This is a genomic window from Geobacter grbiciae (genome assembly GCF_018531165.1).
In the GTDB taxonomy this organism is placed as follows: Bacteria; Desulfobacterota; Desulfuromonadia; order Geobacterales; family Geobacteraceae; genus Geobacter; species Geobacter metallireducens.
Genome location: NZ_JAHDIW010000007.1, coordinates 1 through 19,897, shown reverse-complemented (window position 1 = coordinate 19,897; position 19,897 = coordinate 1). Strand labels below are relative to the sequence as shown.

Sequence of the window (19,897 nt, the reverse complement as noted above, 5' to 3'; positions counted from 1 at the left end):
GTGGAAAAGAAAAGGAGAAAGGGGGCAGGGTCAGGAAGGGAGAAGGGGGAGCCTGATGGCAAAGGTGGTGCCGGTTTCGTCGCTCTTCTCCACGGTGATCTTCCCCTGATAGGTCTTGACGATGCGGAGCACCACCGCAAGGCCGAGGCCGCTACCGCTGGTCTTGGTGGTGAAGAAGGGATCGAAGATTTTCTTCACATTATCCGGCGGCATTCCCCTGCCGGTGTCGGAGATCCGGATGATGACCTCCCGGTCGTCATGGTCGAGCAGGACGGCAAGGGTCCCGCCTTCCTGCATCTCGTGGATGGCGTTCAGGAAAAGGTTGGTGAAGATCTGCTCGATCTCGGAGGGGTCTGCCTGAAAGGGGGGAGGGACACGACGGAAGGCCCTCACCACCTCGATGCCGTAGAGGGTGGTCTGGGGTCTGAACACCTCCAGGGTGGCATCGATGACCCGGTCGAGCCGCACCTCGCTCAACTGGAAGCGGGGGCGCTTGGACGCATCGAGGAGCTTGCGCATGATGTCGTCGATCCGGTCCACCTCCTTGAGGATCTTGTCGATATAGTCAAGCTTCTCCGGTTCTTCGCAGCCGCTTTTCAGGAGCTGGGCAAAGAGATTGATGGAGTTGAGGGGATTTCTGATCTCATGGGCCATGCCGGCCGAAAGATACCCCAGCGAAGCGAGCTTCTCCGACTGGACGATTTCCGCCTGGGCTTTCTGGAGTGCCTCGGTCTTCTCCCGCACCCGTTCCTCCAACTCACGGTTCCACTCTGCAATCTCGGCCAGAAGCTTGTCCCGCTCCTCCATCAGCTCGCGGTTCCTGATCTCCACCGCCCTGATCCGCAGGACGCTCTCGATCCGTTCCACCAGATCCTGGTTATTGAAGGGCTTGAGGATGTAATCGGAGGCGCCGGCCTTCATGAGTTCTACGGCGATCTCCTCGTTTCCCTTGCCGGTGAACATGATGACATAGGTATCGGGGAATCGCTGCCGGATCTGCTTGAGGGCCGTAAAACCGTCCATGACCGGCATCATGTAGTCGAGGAGCACCAGGCTTGGATGATGCTCCTCCAACTCTTCCAGGCCGACCATGGCGTCCGGAGCGGTGTAGACCGTGTAACCACGGTTACTGAGGACTATGGAGGTGAGGTCAAGGATTACCTTCTCATCGTCGATGATGAGAATGGTACCCTTAGAGGCGTTAGTTACCGTAGTCATGGAGTGGCAAATCTCTTCCTGTCAGAATAAAAACAAAGGGCAGCCAAAGCTGCCCTTCGTCCGCCCTGCATGAAACAGAGCCCACATTACTACTCTTCGGGGGGGCGGACCGTCATCACCGGACACTTGGCGTTTCTTACCACCCGTTCTGCCGTGCTCCCGAAAAGGAAGTGGTCAATCCCCCGGCGGCCGTGGGTTCCCATCACGACAAGGGAGGCATTCTCCTCATCAGCCTTCTTGAGAATCTCGTCGTAGGGGATGCCCGACACGATGCTGCTGGTGAAGTTGGCGTAGTCCTTGAGCTTGGTCCTGCAGAACTTTTCCATCACCTTCTCGGCCGCCGCAACGATCTCTTCTTCGAGCTTCTCAAAGGAGACATGGGGGACGTAGAAACCACGCAGATCCACTGGTTCGTTGATGACATGCACGACGACAAGCCGCGCGTTGAATTGCCGGGCGAGGGTCAGGGCATGGTCAAAGGCGTACTCCGAGTTTTCGGAAAAGTCGGTCGGAAAGACAATGGTGGAAAAGGTTTTCATTGCTCTACCCCCTGGAGGAATCTGGCTTGAGTGGACAAGATCAGTGGCGGTGTTCCTTCTCCTTGAAAATCTTCTTCAGGATCGACTTCAGCTCGTCGATCTTGATGGGCTTGTTGATATACTCAAAGGCCCCCAGGTTCATGGCCTCGATATACGACTCAACACCGCCATAGGCAGTAATCATGATGACGTTGCTCGCGGGGAAATTCTTGTTGAGTTCCTTGAGGAAGGTGATGCCGTTCATCTCCGGCATATTGATATCGGTGACAATAACGTTCACCTGCCGCTGGTTCAGATAGTTAAGGGCTTCATAGCCATTCGAAACGCTTTCGACTTCGAATCCCTCCCGTTCGAGAAGTTTCGACAGACCTATCCGGGCATTCTCTTCGTCGTCAACAACCAGTATCCGTTTTTTTGCCTGCTCTGCCAATGATAAACTCCGCTTCTGGCGCGTGGTACGATGAATCTGAGTCTAGCATGGTGTCCCCCCCTGTCAAGCAGACGGTCACAGCGCTTTTTTTCCCGTGGCCACCTGCTGCCGAAGCTTAATGGCTGTAAGGATCAGGTTGGCAATAATGGAGACAAAGTAGATCTCATCCTCCTGGAACGACTTGATGGAGGTGGTATTGAGATTGATGACTCCATACACCTCATTCTTGTCGCTGATGGGAAAGGAGAGCATGGAGTTGTATTTTTCTTCCTGGAGCTCGGAGAAATGCTTGTAACGGGAATCGCGAGAGGCATGGGTAAGGGATATGTGGCTCCCCTCCTTGGCAACGGTGCCGGTGATCCCCTCGCCGATCCTGAGCCGGATCTTGCCAATGAAGGCGGGGTCGAAGCCATGGGTGGCGGCCAGCACGAGGTCGTCCCCCTCCCGGAGGTAGATGCTGCAGACGCTCACCTTAAGCTGCCCGGCCACCTTTTTCGTCACGTTTTGGAGAACTTCCGGCAGGTTGAAGTCGGAGGAGACGAGCATGCTGATCTCTTCCAGGGAGATAATCTCCAGATGTTCCCGGTTGGCCCGCTGCATGGTCAGAACCATCTTCCCCTTTTCACTCTCGACAAAGGGGGTCAAACTCGCCTTCTGGTAGAAGGGATTCACCGTTTTGGCCTTGTCGGGAACGGCCCGGAAATCGGAAAAGCCGCAGACACAGGACAGCTTCACCCTGTAGGGATCGATCCGTTCACTCTTCATTACTCTTCCGCACTTTCTGCAGCGTACCATATGCATGAAAAACCCTCTCCTTGAAATAATCTCCAGTGTGCCGTAGTTTTGCCGAGGCTACTGCTCCTCAGTATATTCTGCAGGAAGTGTCACATGGGCAGTTTTGCCTGCCTCTCCGAACGATGGAAGCACCTTGCCGTTGAATTCGGCCTCCACCCCGCCGGCATTGCCGAGATCAAGCGAAAAGAACCGCTCCCCCTTCCATTCTATCAGGTCGCCGGCCTTCAGGTCGTACTGCTGGGAGACGGCGCCGTCGATGGTTATATCCAGCCAGCAATCCTGGTTCACCTTGAGCTTGAGAACCATCCCACCCGGCTTGGCTGAAGGAGCGGCCGCTTCCGGGGAAGTTGCCTCAGCGGATTCCGCCGGTGCCTCCTGCAGCTTTGACAGCGGAGCCGCTGCAACCGAGGATAAGGGTGACTGAACAGGTGGCGGGGCAAGAAGCACCTTGGCGGGAACCGGCTCGGGCACAGGCCGCACCGGTGCGGGCTCTCTCTGAGGAATAATCGTAGCGGTGACGAGCACCAGGGCAAGGAGAACCAGGGGAATCATCCAGCGGTTACGGATGGGGGGGATCGCTACGCGGGCAACAGGCGGCGCCCCTCCCTCGTCCTCCTCCTGCTCCGTGGCAGGTGCAGGAACCAGTTGTTCCTCGTACCTGGCGACCAAGTCATCCGGAGAGAGTCCCAGGTGCTTTCCGTACACCCGCAGAAACCCCTTTACATAGGCGGGACTCGGAAGCTTGTCAAAGGATTCCTCTTCGAGGGCGGCAAGATAATTCTTGCCGATGCGGGTGACGCGGGCGGCGTCCTCCCGCGACTCCCCACGGGACTCGCGGGTCTCTCGCAGCAGGATACCGATGGATGTTCCCCCTTTTCCGGGGGTGAGCGCGTCAGACAAGTGAACCTCTCAGCGCATTGATTCCAGATATTCCCGGGAAAGACGCCCCTTCTCCGAATCGGGTGCTATCCGGATCGCCTCGCGGAACGCATCGGCTGCAGACACATAGTCTTTACCCTTCAGATGGGCAAGGGCAAGATAGTAGTATCCGTTCTGATAATTCTTGTTAAGCTCAACGGCCTTGGTGAATTCCTGAATCGCCAGATCGTTGCGGTCCATGGCAAAGTATACCCGGCCGAGGCCAACCCGGGCGACAATGTTCTGGGGAGAGGTTGCAACCGCCTGACGCAGAATGTCGAGTGACTTCGGATAATCGCCCTTGCCCAGATAGGCGAGACCGAGGTTAATCCGGGCGTCCTCATGGTTGATGAAGAACAGATCGGCCAGAACCAACGTGAACTGGGCCACGGCATCATCCCACCGCTGCATCTCCAGGTAGTTCACCCCCAGGTTGTTCCTGGCCTCGGAATAATCGGGCTTCAGCTCGATAGCCCTACGATACTTGAGTTCGGCGAGATCGTACCGTTTTTTGTAGAAATAGGCGAGGCCGAGGCTGTTCAGGAGGGCGGGATCATCGGGGGTTAGCTTCTCCGCTTCAGCGAGTTCGATAAGGGCACGGGTCGCATCGTTTTCCCCTAGATAGGAAAGACCCATTTGAAAGTGATAGGATGCTTGCTTCCGGGAGGCGTCGGTTACGGCACAGGCTGTGAGGGAAAAGAGCGCCATGACGATCAGCACAAGTAGACGTTTCACGTTATCACCTCAAGCCGGGAAATTGAAAGCAGAGCTGTCTGTGAGGAGCGAAAACCGGCTCAGAAAGCCTGTTCACGCCCCGTGAACCGTAACAGATTTGCCTTGTGTTGTCAACGCAGGGCGCCGCGCTCCCTACCCTCCAGCAAGCCCTTCGAAGTGGGTCAGGGCCTTGAAACTGCGGTAGCGGTCCTCGATCTCCCGATACTCGAGCCGCTTCAGGCGATTGAGGCTGAAATCCTCCACATTGAACGACGCCATGACACTCCCGAAGATGATGGCCTGACGGATTCCCGTCTCGGAGGTGTCACCCGTATTGGCCAGATACCCCATAAAACCGCCGGCAAAGGTGTCGCCGGCCCCGGTCGGATCAAACACGTCCTCAAGGGGAAAGGCCGGAGCGGCAAAGACCGAATGATCGGTGAACATGAGGACGCCGTACTCGCCCCGCTTGATGACCAGGGTTTTTACCCCCATGGCGAGAATCTTCCGGGCCGCCTTGGTGAGGTTGGCTTCCTGGGTAAACTGCCGGGCCTCACCTTCGTTAATGATGAAGATATCCACCTTGGCGATGACCGCCTTGAGGGCCTCGGGCTTGGAGGAGATCCAGAAGTTCATGGTGTCGCAGGCGATGACCCGCGGCTTCTCCACCTGGCTGAGAACCTCCATCTGGAGTTCCGGATCGATGTTGGCCAGGAAGAGGAATTCGGCATCACGGTACGCGGCCGGAATCTGCGGCTTGAAGCTCTCGAACACGTTCAGGTGGGTTTCCAGGGTCTGGGCCTCATTCAGATCGTAGCCGTACTTCCCCTTCCAGTGGAAGGTCTTTCCCCCTTCCCGGGCAAGACCGCGCAGATCGATATTGCGGGAATTGAGGAACTCCACGTGCTCCTGGGGGAAGTCCTCTCCCACCACCGCCACAAGGCTCACATCGGTGAAAAAGCTCGCCGACGTCGAGAAATAAGTTGCCGAGCCGCCGAGAACGTTCTCCACCCTGCCAAAGGGGGTCTCCACCGAATCAAATGCCACGGAACCGACGACGAGTATGCCCATAACAATCTCCTTGTCTTGTATTACAGATACTTGCCGATGATCAGGTCGAGCCGCTCCCTGGCCTCGGCGGGAATGGCGCTGCGGTCGGTGATGATGGCGTAGGTGAGGGCCGAGGCGCAGGGGCACGCCCGCTCGGCGGAGATCCGCTTCACGGCGTGGCCGATGATGGACTTTGACATGGCGACGTTCTGCCGAATGATTGCCAGGATAGCATCCACCGAGACATCGTCGTGGGACTCGTGCCAGCAGTCGTAATCGGTGGAGAGGGCGATGACCCCGTAGCAGATCTCGGCCTCCCGGGCCAGTTTCGCCTCGGGGATGTTCGTCATGCCGATGACCGAGACGCCGAAGGAACGATAAAGGTTCGACTCGGCCCGGGTCGAGAATGCCGGCCCCTCCATGCAGATATAGGTCCCTCCCCGGTGAACGGTTGCTCCGGCGGCCAAGGCCGCCTCGTACAGCCAGCCGGAGAGATCGGCGCAGACCGGGTCGGCGAACTGCACGTGGGCCACCACGCCGTTGCCGAAGAACGTGTTGGCCCGGGTTGCGTTGGTGCGGTCGATGAACTGGTCGGGGATAACGATGTGCCCCGGCGCGATCTCCTCCTTCATGCTCCCGACGGCAGAGACGGAGATGATCCGCGTTACACCAAGCTTCTTCATCCCGTAGATGTTAGCCCGGTAGTTCACCTCCGACGGCAGGAGGCGGTGTCCCTTACCGTGACGGGGAAGGAACACCATCCGCACCCCGTCAAGAACACCGGTGATGAACTCGTCCGACGGGGCCCCGAAGGGGGTTTCCACAGCCACGCTCCGGACATCGCTCAGCCCATCCATCTCGTAGAGACCGCTTCCTCCAATGACGCCGATAACCTGCTCACTCATGCCATAGTCCTCCCAGGCTGCAGAAATTAGATGCCCGAAACGTTCTTGTCCAGCTTACCCTTGAGCTGGCCGCACGCCGCGGAAATATCGGAGCCGCGGCTTGATCGGGTGATGACCGTAAAATGCTTGCTCAAGAGATAGCTGTGAAACACATCGATTGCTCCCTGATCGGGAGACTTGAAGGAGCAACCGTCGTGCTCGTTGAAGGGAATGAGATTTATCTTGGAGGAGATGTCGCTCAAGAGCTTCACCAGCCGCTTGGCATCCTCCAGAGAATCGTTGAGCCCCTTGATCATCACGTACTCGATGGTAATCTTCCGGCGCCCCGGCAGGGGATAGCTTCGACAGGCGTCCAGGAGCAACCGGAGAGGATAACGCCGGTTCACGGGCATGATCCGGTCCCGCACCTCGTCGGTGGTAGCGTTCAGGGAGACAGCCAGATTGACCGTTACCTCGCGCCCCAAACGCTCCATCTCCGGAACAAGCCCCGATGTGGAAACCGTGACCCGTCGGGTCGAGAACTGGAGCCCGTCATCGTGAAGAATGATCTTGAGTGCCTTCACGACATTATCAAGGTTGGCCAGCGGCTCTCCCATCCCCATGAAGACGATATTGCGAACCGGTACGTCCCTTCGCACCGCACATATCTGGTTAACGATCTCGGCTGCGGTCAGGTTCCGGGTGAGCCGGAACGTGCCGGTGAGACAGAATTCGCAGGCCATGGCACAACCGACCTGGCTCGAAATACAGAGGGTAGTGCGGTCCTCTTCGGGGATGAGGACCGACTCGACGGTGTTACCGTCCTCAAGGCGAAACAGATACTTCCGCGTACCATCCCGGGATACTTCCATCGCCTCGGGCTCAAGATCGCTGATGACCGCTGTTTCCTCCAGTTCCCGCCGAAGGTCCTTGGCCAGATCGGTCATCTCGGCAAAACTCCGGGCGTCCTTCTGATAGAGCCACTTAAATATCTGCCGCGCCCGATAGCGCTCCTTCCCCTTACCGGCAAGAAATGCAATGAGATCGTCAAGGGTCAGGTTCTTAATATCAATTTTGCCGTTCATCATGGTTTATTGAATATAAAAAAGCCCTTCAAGGGAAGGGCTTTTTCCTCGCAATCTTGGGATGACCTAGAGGAGTTCAAGCTGGCTGAAAAAGTAAGGGATCTCGAAGGCAGCCGACTCGGGTGAATCGGAACCGTGAACCGTGTTCTCCTCAATGCTGAGACCGAATTCCTTGCGAATCGTGCCGGCATCGGCGTTGGCCGGATTGGTGGTGCCCATAACTTCACGCCACTTGGCAATGGCGTTCTCACGCTCAAGAGCAAGCACAACCACTGGGCTGCGCGACATGAAGGAGCAGAGATCGCCAAAGAAGGGACGCTCACTGTGAACATAATAGAATCCCTCGGCTTCCTTCTTGGAGAGCTGAATCTTTTTCATGCCCACAATCCTGAAGCCCGCAGCCTCGATCTTCTCGAGAACCTTGCCGACAATATTCCTCTCAACCGCATCAGGCTTGATAATAGCGAATGTTCTTTCCATCATGGCCTCCAGTATATATACGAGATAAAATGACCTCACTAGATACCACGTAACTGGTCCTGTGTCAATCCGGTTCGGAAGCTCAAATAGAAAAAGGCCTACAGAACACGTTCTGTAGGCCTTTTTCTATACTTGCAGAAGTAAGCTGATTACTTGTGCTCAGCCGGAGCAGCCGGAGCAGCTTCAGGGGCCGGGGCCTTAGCAGAAGACATCGGAGCTTGAGCCGGAGCAGCCGGAGCCGGAGCAGCTTGCTCAGCAGGAGCCGGAGCCGGAGCTTCTTCTTTTTTCTTGCAGCCAGCAGCAAAAGCTACAGCCATAGCAAGGCACAGAGTCAGAGAGAGCAGTTTTTTCATTGACGTTTCACCTCTTTTCCTTTTTTTGATTGCCATATTCGCGCACAGCGCATGGTTTATAAACACAACGAAGGGAGAATATACTGGCTTTGAAAATTATGTCAAGATTTTTTTAATCGCCACATTATTTCGTATTCGTGCAACAATTTCAGGATATTATAACGCAAAAGCAACAGTGGCTGCTATAAATTATAAATAAATACACACCATTTTTGTATTCGTCCTCTCTTCCTGACCAGCATCCCTGTTCCATTCCTCTCCCCAAAGGGCCCAATCCCGCTTGACCATGCTTCCTCTCAGATAACAGGAATTAGCTCTTGTCACCAACGGGAAAAGTTAGTAGCGTACGAAATGGACAAACCTTCAAGAAGGGGGGAGAATGTGTCACAGAATCTAACCCTCACAGAGAAGAAGAAGCTTCTCTCTCTTGCCAGAGAAGCAATCATTGATTACATCCGTAAAGGGAACTTACCGCATCGTCTCGAGACCGCCCCCTCCCTCCAAGGTCAGCTGGGTTGTTTCGTCACCATCAAGATGAACGGCACCCTCCGCGGATGTATTGGCAGCTTTGTATCAGACAAGCCGCTCTACAGACTCGTTCAAGATATGGCCATATCCGCCGCCACCCGCGATCCTCGGTTCTACCCTATGAAACCGGCAGATCTTGAAGGATTTTCGATTGAAATCTCCGTCCTCGGCCCCCTTGAAAAAATTTCATCACCAGAAGGTATCAAGGTGGGAACCCATGGCATCTACATAGAGAAAAACTCCTGCCGCGGCGTACTCCTTCCCCAGGTGGCAGTCGAATACAACTGGGACAAGGATACCTTTCTGTCGCAAACATGTCTCAAAGCGGGCCTGAAACCCGATGACTGGAAAGAAGGTGCCGACCTCTATGTATTCAGTGCCCAGATAATTTCCTAAGCAATTACACCTTCAAGAAAACCGCACATACGAAAAGGGGGAGATGTCTAGACATCTCCCCTTTTTCTGCACTTCTGGCTACATGCGGGAGTCCTTGGGAGACTCCCGCACACAGGAAGTATCAGAACTTCCGGCCACCTTCTTCAGCCCACTTCTCAAGCATCGGGGTGGTAACGGACTTCGGACGCTCGATGGCGTAGCCGAGACCACGGTCCCAAGTGATGTTCGCCATGCAACCGAGAGCGCGGCCTACACCGAAGAGGACGGTGTAGAAGTCCCACTCACGGAGGCCATAGTACCACTGGATGACACCGGACTGGGCATCGACGTTCGGCCAGGGGTTCTTTGCCTTGCCGTGCTCCATGAGGACGCCCGGGGCGGTCTCAAAGATCATGGCAACAAGCTTGAAGAGCGGATCATCTTTGAGACCCGGGGTCTTGAGGCAGAACTCACGTTGCGACATGTAGCGCGGGTCGGTCTTGCGGAGAACGGCGTGGCCGTAGCCCGGGACGACCTGGCCGGCATTGAGGGTATCCCAGAGGGCCTTGGTGACCAGTTCCTTAGTCGGCTCCACATCCTTGCAGTACTTCTCCTGGAACTTGATGGTCCAGTCGAGGACTTCCTGGTTGGCAAGACCATGAAGAGGACCAGCAAGACCGTTGAGGCCAGCTGAGTATGAATAGTAGGGGTCGGACAGGGCAGAGTGCACCAGGTGGGTGGTGTGGGCCGACACGTTGCCGGACTCGTGGTCGGAGTGGAGGATGAAGTACATCCGGGCAACATCCTCGTACTCCTTGCACTGACCGATCATGCGGGCGAAGTTGGCGCCGCAGTCTGCAGTCTGGTCTATGGCATTCTGCTTGCCACCCCTGTACTTTAGGTTGTAAATGAACGCGGCGATGATGGGGATACGGGCAACGAGATCGCTGGCATCTTCGTAAACGTATTCCCAGGCAGTCATCTTGTTAAACTTGCCAGAGTTGTAGAAGCCGGCGAATTTGGAATCCTTCTGCAGGGCGAGAATGCCAACAGAGAGCATCACCATCGGGTGGCTTTCCTTCGGCAGGGCGCTGATTGCGTCAAATACATACTGGGGGACTACCTGACGGGTCTTCCACTCGGCAACCACCTCGTCAACCTGGGCTTGGGTCGGAACCTCGCCGGTAAGGAGGAAGTACCAGAAGGACTCAACAGTCGGATAATCAGAGCCAGAGGCCTTGGGGAGCGCCTCAAAGGTCTCGGGAATGGTCTTGCCGCGGAACCGGATACCTTCCTGCGGGTCGAGGTAGGAGATATCGGTTACCAGGCTGCGGATGTCACGGGCACCGCCAATGGCCTGATCAATTGTTACCTGGTCGATAACCACTTTCCCAAACTCTTTCACAAGCCTGGTGGTACGGGGACGGAACTCCTCAATTTTTTGCTTCAGGGTTTCCTTGAGTGCCATGTTACGTACTCTCCTTTCACGTTATAGTGTTTTAATAAACAAAAACAAACCATAAGCCTCGACTACCTTTTCTCCCCCCTCCTTTCCACTGGTAGTATACTGGAACCGCTAAACCGTTGACCCTACACCATTAACACCCATAAATCACGTATTGCTTCGACGAGTTACAGAATTACTAGCAGGGCAGAAATATTTTTTTAGTATACTGTATACAATTTTCTATAAAAATTTATACCACTCAATTTGATTAAACTCAACATAATTTTTATGGAAAAAAGGGACTCGGACGGAATGCGTAATAGGGCAACAGTCGCCTGAAGGCGACGAGGACTCCGTGGACTGCGGACACACAGCCACGGAGCAGGTAAAGAGAGCGGCTAGCGGTGGGAGAAATTCAGAGGATAAGCAGTTCCTGGTCAGAGAACGTGAGTTGCTTCAACCCTTCATAATGGGAGATATAAAAAGTGTTCTCAATGCCGATGGCCCCCTCTCCGGGGAAGATGACCTTCGGTTCGAACGCGAAAACCATCCCCGGCTCGAGAACCATGTCCGTAAACCCCTTGGCGATAAAGGGGTATTCGTCCACCTCTATACCAATGCCATGGCCAATAAAGGAAACCCGCGCCCCCTTCGCCCCCATGAAATTGTCGGCATAGCCGAGTTCAGCAGCAAGGGCGACACAGACATCGTAAACGTGACTCCAGGGTGTGCCGGGCACGGCCACTTCGGTCATCCGGTCCTGAACCCGAAGCATGTCATCATAGGCCTTTTTCATGTGATCGGAGAGAGCGCCGAGAGCAATGACGCGGGTCTGGTCCACAAGGTAGCCGTCAACGCAACCGGCGAAGTCGACAATGATCGGCTCCCCCCTCTCTATCCGCTTCAGCCCAGCCCCCTGCCCGAAGGAAGGATTGAGCCCGAGCCCCCCAAGAGGGGTGTCCATATAGGCGGGAACTGCGGTATCGGTTCCCGAGAAGACCTGGGCAAAAAAGAGTTCGGCATTGAAGCCCCTCATGCGGACATACCCCTGGTGCGCTTCCTTGCGGGCGGCAAACTCAAGCTCTGCTGCCAGTTCCAGATCGGTCATCCCCTCGCGGACAACCTCCCGGGCACGGCGGTAGACCTTGTCGACCTGATTGGCCGCATCCTGGAGCAGGTGAATCTCGTATTTGCTTTTAATCATCCGGACACGCCGGATAAGGGTTGATGCATCGACAAAATCGCCAGCAGGGAAGACCGCGCGGTAACGGGCAAAGAAGTTGACCGGCACGACATCGAATTCCATGCCGATGCGGGTGGGCGTAGCATAACCGTACTTTGCCAGAATCTCGGGAATCTCTCTCATGGAGGCAAAGGGAACAATCTCTTTCAGCCCCGATTCCATCCGAGCCCGGGAGATCTCCTTGCGGACCATGTAGATGGGGTCGCCCGCCACCGGCACGTAGAGAGCGCCGTTCTGAATGGTGCCGGTGAAATAGAAGAGGTCGGCATTCTGGACAACGATGACGGCATCGAGCCCCGCTTCCGCCATGTAAGCCTGGAGCTTCTTGATGCGATATTCGAGTTCATCCCTCGGGGTAAGGCGCATGGTTCGGTTCTCCCGGACTGAATCGTCAGAAAATCACTGCTTATATCTACTGCTGTTCCGGCTCTGAAGCGGCGGCCCGCGCCTTGCGCTGGAGCTGACGGCGCTTCCGGCCCCCGAGGAAGGCCTCCTCGACGATGATCGCCACAAAACAGGCGACAAAAAGAACCAGAAGTGTGCCCAGTATCTTTTCTCTCATAACCGAGCCCCCCTACGCGGCATCGCCCGCACCTTCGAGGCCCAGTTCCTTGATGGCCATTTCCCGCAGTTTGAACTTCTGGATCTTGCCGCTGGCGGTCATGGGATAGCCAGCCACAAACTTCACGTACTTGGGAATTTTATAGTTGGCAATTTTCCCCCGGCAGAACTCCTTGACCTCGTCCTCGGTCATCTCCACCCCATTTTTCAGGATGATGGCGGCCATGGCCTGCTCGCCGTACTTGCGATCCGGCACGCCGTAGATCTGCACGTCGGAGATCTTCGGGTGGGTGTAGAGAAACTCCTCGATCTCCTTGGGATATATATTCTCGCCGCCGCGGATGATCATCTGCTTGATGCGGCCGGTGATCTTGCAGTAGCCGTTCTCGTCCATCACCGCCAGATCGCCGGTATGGAGCCAGCCATCGGCATCGATGACCTTGGCGGTCTCCTCCGGCAACTTGTAGTACCCCTTCATGACCATGTAGCCCCGGGCGCAGAGCTCGCCCTGCTTCCCCGGCGGCAGCGTGGCGCCGGTCTCGATATCGACGATCTTTACTTCGGCGCCGGGGAGCGCCCGCCCGACAGTAGAGACGCGCAGCTCAACCGAATCATCGGTGCGGGTCTGGGTGATTCCCGGGGAGGATTCGGTCTGCCCATAGACACTGGTAATCTCGGTCAGGTTCATATCCTTGACGCACCGCTTCATGACCTCGATGGGACAGACCGACCCGGCCATGATGCCGGTGCGGAGGGTAGAGAGATCGAACTTTGCGAAATCCGGATGCTCCAGCTCGGCAATAAACATGGTCGGCACGCCATGGACGGCGGTGCAGTGCTCCTTTTCAACGGTCTGAAGAACCTTGAGCGGGTCGAAAATCTCCACCGGCACCATGGCTGTGGCGTGAGTTACGCTGGCCATGACAGCCAGCACAGAGCCAAAGCAGTGGAAGAAGGGAACGGGGATGCAGAGCCGGTCCTTATCCGTGAACTTCATGCACTCGCCAACGTGATAGCCGTTGTTGACCAGATTGTAGTGGGTCAGCATGACCCCCTTGGGAAAGCCGGTGGTGCCGGAAGTGTACTGCATATTGATGACATCGTGGACATCGAGGGAGGACTCAACCGCCGCCAGCTGCTCATCGGGCACCTCTTTCCCCATCTCCGCGATCTTCTCGAAATTGAGCATCCCGGCCGGCGTATCCTCACCGATAAAGACAACTCTTTTCAGGAAGGGGAGCTTGGGAGTAGTGAGGAGACCCGCTTCGGCCGATGCCAGCTCTGGCACCACCTCGGAAAGGGTCGCCACATAGTCCGTGTCCTTCCAGGACCGGACCATGAAGAGAGTGGTGGAATCGGACTGGTCAAGGAGGTATTCCAGTTCCGCCGACTTGTAGGCAGGGTTGACCGTCACCAGAACGACGCCGATCTTGGCGGTGGCGAACTGGAGAATGACCCACTCGGGAACGTTGTAGGCCCAGATGGCCACATGGTCCCCCTTCCTGACGCCGAGCTTCAGCAACCCCTTGGCCACCTGGCGGCAGATGTCGTTGAACTGCCGGTAGGAGTACCGGAGCCCCCGTTCCGGGTAGACAAGGGCATCATTGTCGGGAAACGTTACAGCCATGTGGTCGAGCAGTCCGCCGATCGTAAAATCAAGATGTTGCGCCATGGAACCCCCTCCATTGTTTCATTCTGTCGACCCCACCTTTGACAAACCACAACCATTTGATTTAATGGAGTTTTGATGAATTATCACGCTACAGACGGCAAGTCAAGGAATTAGAACGGAGTATTATTTAGTACGCTTCTTCACCATTTCCGTGGTACACATTTCCGAAAATAATGCTTGACAGCAAGTAAGGTCCACCTTTCGGACACTTACAGCAACAGCCTGATTTAATTGACTTTTATCATCTGCAGCCGCCGACTTTAACTGCACATTTTTTATGCATTATGCTATTTGTGGCCGTATTAATGACCCTTTGCATTTCGTTTCTGTTTTTTTCCACAAGGGTATCCACATTTTGTGTGGAAAGTCCGCTTACAGGCCGTTTTTACGGCTTTTTTTCACATCTGTAACACGAATGCAATATTCAGAACATACCATCTCCGGCAAGGAGATACCAAACGAATGCAAACCGTCCTGATCATCGAAGACGAAAAAGACCTGGCGGAACTCGTTTCCTTCAACCTGGAGAAGGAAGGATACCGGACCATCGCGGCCCCCGATGGCATCAGCGGCCTCGACGAGGCACAGAGGCAGGTCCCGGACCTTATCTTACTCGACCTGATGCTCCCGGGCATGATGGGAACCGAAGTCTGCAAGATACTGAAAAAGTCGGAGAAAACCGCGAAAATCCCAGTCATCATGCTGACGGCCCGAGGAGAAGAGATCGACCGGGTGGTGGGGTTCGAGGTGGGCGCCGACGATTACGTGGTGAAGCCCTTCTCCACCCGGGAACTGCTCCTGAGGATCAAAGCGGTGCTGCGCCGTTCGCTGCCGGACGAACCCTCGGGAAAAACCATGAGTATCGGGCCGATCGCCATCGACCCGGACCGCCACACGGTGGCCGTGGCAGGGGAAGAGATAGTCCTTACCACCACTGAATTCAAGCTGCTCCTCAATCTCGCCGAACGCCTGGGGCGGGTCCAGAGCCGCGACCTTCTCCTGAAAAACGTCTGGGGATACAACTACGTGGGGGACACCCGCACGGTTGACACGCACATCACGCGTCTGCGCACGAAGCTGGGCCCGGCCGGCGACCTGATCCGGACGGTTCGCGGTTTCGGCTACAAGATGGAGGAGCCGTGAGATTCACCATCCAGTGGAAGCTCATGGCTTCCTACCTCCTTCTCGTGCTCTTCATCGGCGGGGTCTTCTTCGCCTACCTGAACCACACCCTGAACCAGCACCTGACGGCGGAGATCCGGCAAAACCTCGCCACTGAGGCCCGGCTGACCCGGATGATCGCCCACCGCGACATCGGCAGAATGAAGGACGATGCCCCGGCAGTGGCCGCCGCAATCTCGCGGGAGACGAGGGCGCGGGTGACCATCATCCTCGCCGGCGGCGAGGTGGTCGGGGATTCGGAGATTGCTCCCGGCCAGTTGAAGGAACTTGAGAACCACCTGAATCGACCGGAGGTCCAGCAGGCGCTGAAGAGCGGCAGTGGGGAATCAATCCGCTACTCGGCGACGATCAAGACCCCCATGCTCTACGTGGCGGTTCCGCTGCAGACCGCCGGCGGCGAAGAGGGATTTGTCCGGCTCTCCCTTCCCCTCACCGCCCTGGAGAAGGCAGAGGGGAGCATCAGAACACTCCTGGGGGCATCCCTGGCGGTCTCACTCCTCGTTGCCCTCGTTCTGAGCTACATCCTCTCCCGGGTGACGTCCCGGTCACTGCGCACCATCACGGCGCTGGCGAAACAGATCGGCAAGGGGAACTTCAACCGGAGGATCCCGGTCCCGACCCGCGACGAGGTGGGGGAGCTGGCCCGGGTGATGAACGACATGGCGGCCCGGATAGAGCAGCAGCTGGAGCGAACCTCGGCAGAGAAAAACCGGCTCGACACCATCCTGCGGGGGATGGGGGAAGGGCTTATGGTAACGGATGCCAACGGTCTGATCACCCTGGTCAATCCAGCCTTTCTCGGTCTCTTCTCCCTGAATGAAAGCGTGGAAGGAAGACACATCATCGAGATCGCGCGGCATCCGGTCCTCAACGATGCCTTCAAGGCCATCGTCGCCTCCGGGGACGAACGGGTCGAGAAGATGACTCTCACCATGGGGGAGGAGAAGCATGTCCTGACCCACTGGGTGCCCCTTGTGGACAACGGGGAGTTGCAGGGGGTCGTGGCGGTCTTCCATGACATCACCGATCTGACGCGGCTGGAAAACATCCGGCGGGATTTCGTGGCCAACGTCTCCCATGAGCTGAGAACGCCGGTTACCGTCATCAAGGGGTATGCCGAGGCGCTCATCGACGGCGCCATGGAAACCGATCCCGAGCGGGCGCGGAAATTCGTCGGGATCATCCTCAGCCACTCGGAGCGGCTCGCCGCCCTGATCGGCGACCTCCTCACCCTCTCCCAGCTGGAGGCGGGGAGCATGAACCTTGAAAAGACGACGGTCAGACCGGAGCAGGTGGCAAAGCGTGCCATGGAGCTTTTACAGCCGAAGGCGGCCCGGAAGGGGATTACCATCGACTGCTCGGGGTTGAGCGGGGCGCAGTCGGTGCTGGCCGATCCGGGCCGGCTCGAGCAGGTGCTGGTCAACCTCCTCGACAACGCCATCAAATATACCCCGGCGGGGGGGGCAATCTCGTTTTCCGCCGCAGTCAAGGAGAATATGGTCCGCATCGGCGTAAAGGATACCGGCGTCGGCATCCCTCCCAAGGACCTCCCCCGGATCTTCGAGCGCTTCTACCGGGTGGACACGGCCCGCAGCCGCGACGAGGGGGGGACCGGCCTCGGGCTCTCCATCGTGAAGCACATCGTCCAGCTCCATGGCGGCGCCGTGGGGGTGGAGAGCGAGCCCGGCAAGGGATCGGAATTCTGGTTTACCATCAAGAAGGCCTGATGCCGAGGCGGGGCTGGTCCGCTGCCGTCACCGTCCCTCGGCCAGCCACGGGCCATTCACCACATTGATCGGCGAACCGGCCAGAAACGCAGCCACATTGGCCGCAACGATCCCGGTGAGTCTCCGGCGGGCCGCCAGCGACGCCCAGGCCAGGTGCGGCGTGAAGATGCAATTGGGTGCCGCCAGGAGGGGGTTGTCGGGAAGCATCGGCTCATGGGCTACCACATCGAGCCCCGCGCCGGCCAGGGTGCCATCCCGAAGCGCCCGGGCCAGGTCGGCTTCGTTCACCAACCCTCCCCGGGCCACATTGATGAGGTAGGCGCTCCGCTTCATGAGGGAGAGGAGCCCTTCGTTGACAAATTCTGTGTTTTCCGGGGTCTGCGGACAGTTGAGGGTCACCACGTCGGCGGTGGCGAAGAGCTCTTCGAGGGATACGAAACGCACCGGAACCGGCCCCGGCCCCGGATCGGCGGGAATACGGGGCGCATGGGCGATCGTCCGCATCCCGAAGGCCTGGGCGATCCGGGCCACGGCGCGGCCGATGGCGCCGTAGCCCACAATGCCCAGGGTAAGGCCGTCCAGCTCCACGATCGATGTTTTCCAGAAGGAGTGGTCGGGGCAGTGGCTCCATTCGCCGCCCCGAACGGCGGCGTCATGGAGCCCCACCCGCGTGGTGAGCTCCAGCAACAGGGCAAAGGCGGTCTGGGCCACCGATTCGGTCGAGTAGGCCGGAACGTTGGAAACCGGAATGCCGCGCCGGCCCGCGGCCGCCACGTCCACGTTGTTGTACCCCGTGGCAAGGAGCGATATGTAACGAAGCCTCGGCAGCGCCGCGATGGTCGCCTCGTCCAGCTTCACCTTGCTGGTGAGGATGATCTCCGCATCGCGGGCTCGCTCCAGTTTCAGCTCGGGAGGGGTACGGTCATGGATGGTGCAGTCGCCGTATTCTTCCACCGGCGTCCAGGGATTGTCTCCTGGGTTGATGGTGTAGCCGTCCAGAATGACAATGCGGGTCCTCTCTCCCATTGATTCCTCTCCTTGCAAGAATATTCAAATTTCAACACCGCCGATGACCACGGGGAGGGAACCTTCTCCTCCCCTCCCCGCAATCATGCCATAACCATCCGCAACCGCAACGGGACGGAAACCGTTACTCCTGCAAGGGGAGCGGCTCGTACCTCTCGGCCGGCGACTCCACCGGCACCAGAACCAGGTCGCCGTTGGCATCGAGCACCTTCTCCCGGATCTGCAACAACGCATACCATTTACGGAACGCCTCGATAAAGACGATGGCCATCAGCACCATCAGCACGACGGACAGGACCACGAGCAGGGTAAGCCCCTTGGGCAGGAAGTTCTTGGTGATGTTCAGGTACCCTGCGGTCATGGTGACCGGAATCATGAAGATCCCCGGGACCGCGGTGACCCAGGCGTAGCGGGCCTTGCCGAGCCTGATGAGCATGGTGGTGCCGACGATGAGGGCGCAGGTGGCGAGGAGCTGGTTGCTCATGCCGAACAGGGGCCAGATGGTGGTGATGTCGCCGGTGTAGACCAGGTAGCCCCAGGCGGAGGTAAAGAGGATACTCGCAACGATGACCCCTGGCGTCCACGTGTTATCGGCAAAGCGCGGATAGAGCTTGCCGAGCATCTCCTGGAGGAGATAGCGGCCGACCCGGGTGCCGGCATCGACGGCAGTGAGAATAAAGACCGCCTCGAACATGATGGCGAAGTGGTACCAGTAGGCCATCATGCTCTTCATGACCGGAATCGACGAGAAGATGTAGGCCATCCCCACCGCCAGGGAGACCGCGCCGCCGGGCCGCCCCTGGACCTGCTCGCCCACCGCCTGGGAGAGTGCCGGCAGGTTCACGGGGGCCATATTAAGGGCCTGGAACGCCTTGGGGGCGGCGTTGATGGCGAAGTAGTCGGCCGGGACCAGGACACAGGCGGCGATGAGGGCCATGATCGCCACAAACCCTTCGGTCAGCATGGCGCCGTAGCCGACGAAGAGGATGTCCCGCTCGTTGGCGATCATCTTCGGGGTGGTGCCGGAGCCGATGATGGCATGGAAACCGGAGAGGGCGCCGCAGGCAATGGTCACGAAGATGAAGGGGAAGACCGCGCCGGGGATCACCGGACCGCCGCCGCTCACATAGCTGGTGATGGCGGGCATCTGGAGCTGGGGATGCACGGCGACGATCCCGAGGGCCAGCAGGGCGATGGTGCCGATCTTCAGGTAGGTTGAGAGATAGTCGCGGGGGACCAGGAGGAACCAGACCGGCAACACCGAGGCGAAGAATCCGTAGATGGGGATGAGGAGCGCGATCTGCTTCTTGGAGAAGGTGAAGAACGCCGCCAGCTCGGGACTGGCAGCCACGTAGGGCCCGGTCAGGATCGCCAGGGCGAGGAGCGCAACGCCGATGATGCTCCCTCCCTTCACATCCCCCGGCCGGATCTTCTGCATGTAAACCCCCATGACCATGGCGATGGGAATGGTGCAGAAGACGGTGTAGGTTCCCCAGGGGCTGTTGAACATGGCGTTCACGACGGCGATGGAGAGGCCGGCCAGGGTCAGGATGAGAATGAAGAGAATGGCCACGGAAGCCACCTTCCCCGCGGCTGAGGTGTCCTGTCAATAGTAGACACTCCCAACTCAAGCGGCGGCCGTGTTTGCGGAGAAGTTCATGGCAAATACG

Annotated in this window: 19 protein-coding genes; 3 read left to right on the top strand and 16 right to left on the bottom strand. The window is 57.6% G+C overall.

The features are described 5' to 3' along the window. Positions 1–30: 30 nt before the first annotated feature. The 10 genes from KJB29_RS10065 to ndk form a co-directional block, all read right to left on the bottom strand. Positions 31–1,218, bottom strand: coding sequence for a hybrid sensor histidine kinase/response regulator (locus KJB29_RS10065; protein ID WP_215734461.1), 1,188 nt, complete (start codon positions 1,216–1,218; stop codon positions 31–33). An 89-nt stretch (positions 1,219–1,307) separates the two neighbouring features. Next, complete coding sequence (locus tag KJB29_RS10060; protein WP_215734460.1) at positions 1,308–1,757, bottom strand: universal stress protein; 450 nt, start codon at positions 1,755–1,757, stop codon at positions 1,308–1,310. 40 nt (positions 1,758–1,797) lie between these two features. Beyond that, positions 1,798–2,187, bottom strand: coding sequence for a response regulator (locus KJB29_RS10055; protein WP_011366081.1), 390 nt, complete (start codon positions 2,185–2,187; stop codon positions 1,798–1,800). A gap of 75 nt (positions 2,188–2,262) precedes the next feature. Next, complete coding sequence (locus tag KJB29_RS10050; RefSeq protein WP_246561107.1) at positions 2,263–2,952, bottom strand: GAF domain-containing protein; 690 nt, start codon at positions 2,950–2,952, stop codon at positions 2,263–2,265. Between the two features lie 87 nt (positions 2,953–3,039). Then, entirely contained in the window at positions 3,040–3,882 is an 843-nt protein-coding gene (locus tag KJB29_RS10045) for a RodZ domain-containing protein (RefSeq protein WP_215734458.1), read from the bottom strand. A 9-nt stretch (positions 3,883–3,891) separates the two neighbouring features. Next, positions 3,892–4,635, bottom strand: coding sequence for a tetratricopeptide repeat protein (locus tag KJB29_RS10040; RefSeq protein ID WP_004511778.1), 744 nt, complete (start codon positions 4,633–4,635; stop codon positions 3,892–3,894). A 132-nt stretch (positions 4,636–4,767) separates the two neighbouring features. Continuing rightward, complete coding sequence (locus tag KJB29_RS10035) at positions 4,768–5,685, bottom strand: carbohydrate kinase family protein (protein ID WP_215734457.1); 918 nt, start codon at positions 5,683–5,685, stop codon at positions 4,768–4,770. A 20-nt stretch (positions 5,686–5,705) separates the two neighbouring features. Continuing rightward, on the bottom strand, positions 5,706–6,569 hold the full coding sequence (mtnP, locus tag KJB29_RS10030; protein WP_215734456.1) for an S-methyl-5'-thioadenosine phosphorylase: 864 nt from the start codon (positions 6,567–6,569) through the stop codon (positions 5,706–5,708). A gap of 26 nt (positions 6,570–6,595) precedes the next feature. Then, positions 6,596–7,636, bottom strand: coding sequence for a dual-specificity RNA methyltransferase RlmN (rlmN, locus tag KJB29_RS10025; protein ID WP_215734455.1), 1,041 nt, complete (start codon positions 7,634–7,636; stop codon positions 6,596–6,598). Positions 7,637–7,699: 63 nt separating this feature from the next. Then, positions 7,700–8,113 (bottom strand): nucleoside-diphosphate kinase, encoded by a 414-nt coding sequence (gene ndk / locus KJB29_RS10020; RefSeq protein WP_215734454.1) that lies wholly within the window; start codon positions 8,111–8,113, stop codon positions 7,700–7,702. A 734-nt stretch (positions 8,114–8,847) separates the two neighbouring features. Here ndk and amrA point away from each other — a divergent pair. After that, positions 8,848–9,390 carry an AmmeMemoRadiSam system protein A gene (gene amrA / locus KJB29_RS10015; RefSeq protein WP_215734453.1) on the top strand — a complete coding sequence of 181 codons (543 nt, stop codon included), beginning with the start codon at positions 8,848–8,850 and terminating at the stop codon, positions 9,388–9,390. A gap of 121 nt (positions 9,391–9,511) precedes the next feature. On the opposite strand, the gene KJB29_RS10010 is transcribed toward amrA, so the two are convergent. The 4 genes from KJB29_RS10010 to KJB29_RS09995 form a co-directional block, all read right to left on the bottom strand. After that, positions 9,512–10,837 (bottom strand): citrate (Si)-synthase, encoded by a 1,326-nt coding sequence (locus KJB29_RS10010; protein WP_215734452.1) that lies wholly within the window; start codon positions 10,835–10,837, stop codon positions 9,512–9,514. A gap of 394 nt (positions 10,838–11,231) precedes the next feature. Then, a complete protein-coding gene (locus KJB29_RS10005; RefSeq protein ID WP_215734451.1) occupies positions 11,232–12,425 on the bottom strand; it encodes a M24 family metallopeptidase in 1,194 nt (397 codons plus the stop codon). 46 nt (positions 12,426–12,471) lie between these two features. Next, positions 12,472–12,621: a hypothetical protein gene (locus tag KJB29_RS10000; RefSeq protein ID WP_215734450.1), complete on the bottom strand. Its 150-nt coding sequence runs from the start codon at positions 12,619–12,621 to the stop codon at positions 12,472–12,474. 12 nt (positions 12,622–12,633) lie between these two features. Then, a complete protein-coding gene (locus KJB29_RS09995) occupies positions 12,634–14,292 on the bottom strand; it encodes an AMP-binding protein (RefSeq protein WP_215734449.1) in 1,659 nt (552 codons plus the stop codon). Positions 14,293–14,754: 462 nt separating this feature from the next. Between KJB29_RS09995 and KJB29_RS09990 the strand changes: the two genes are divergently transcribed. Both KJB29_RS09990 and pnpS read left to right on the top strand, forming a co-directional pair. Next, a complete protein-coding gene (locus KJB29_RS09990; protein WP_215734448.1) occupies positions 14,755–15,435 on the top strand; it encodes a response regulator in 681 nt (226 codons plus the stop codon). After that, entirely contained in the window at positions 15,432–17,201 is a 1,770-nt protein-coding gene (gene pnpS, locus KJB29_RS09985) for a two-component system histidine kinase PnpS (RefSeq protein ID WP_215734447.1), read from the top strand. Before KJB29_RS09990 ends, pnpS begins: the two co-directional genes overlap by 4 nt. A gap of 27 nt (positions 17,202–17,228) precedes the next feature. Here pnpS and KJB29_RS09980 read toward each other — a convergent pair whose 3' ends face one another. Next, entirely contained in the window at positions 17,229–18,227 is a 999-nt protein-coding gene (locus tag KJB29_RS09980) for a D-2-hydroxyacid dehydrogenase (protein WP_215734446.1), read from the bottom strand. 124 nt (positions 18,228–18,351) lie between these two features. After that, the gene (locus KJB29_RS19695) at positions 18,352–19,809 is read right to left on the bottom strand and encodes a carbon starvation CstA family protein (RefSeq protein ID WP_425514113.1); all 1,458 of its coding nucleotides are present in this window, start codon (positions 19,807–19,809) and stop codon (positions 18,352–18,354) included. Positions 19,810–19,897: the final 88 nt, after the last annotated feature.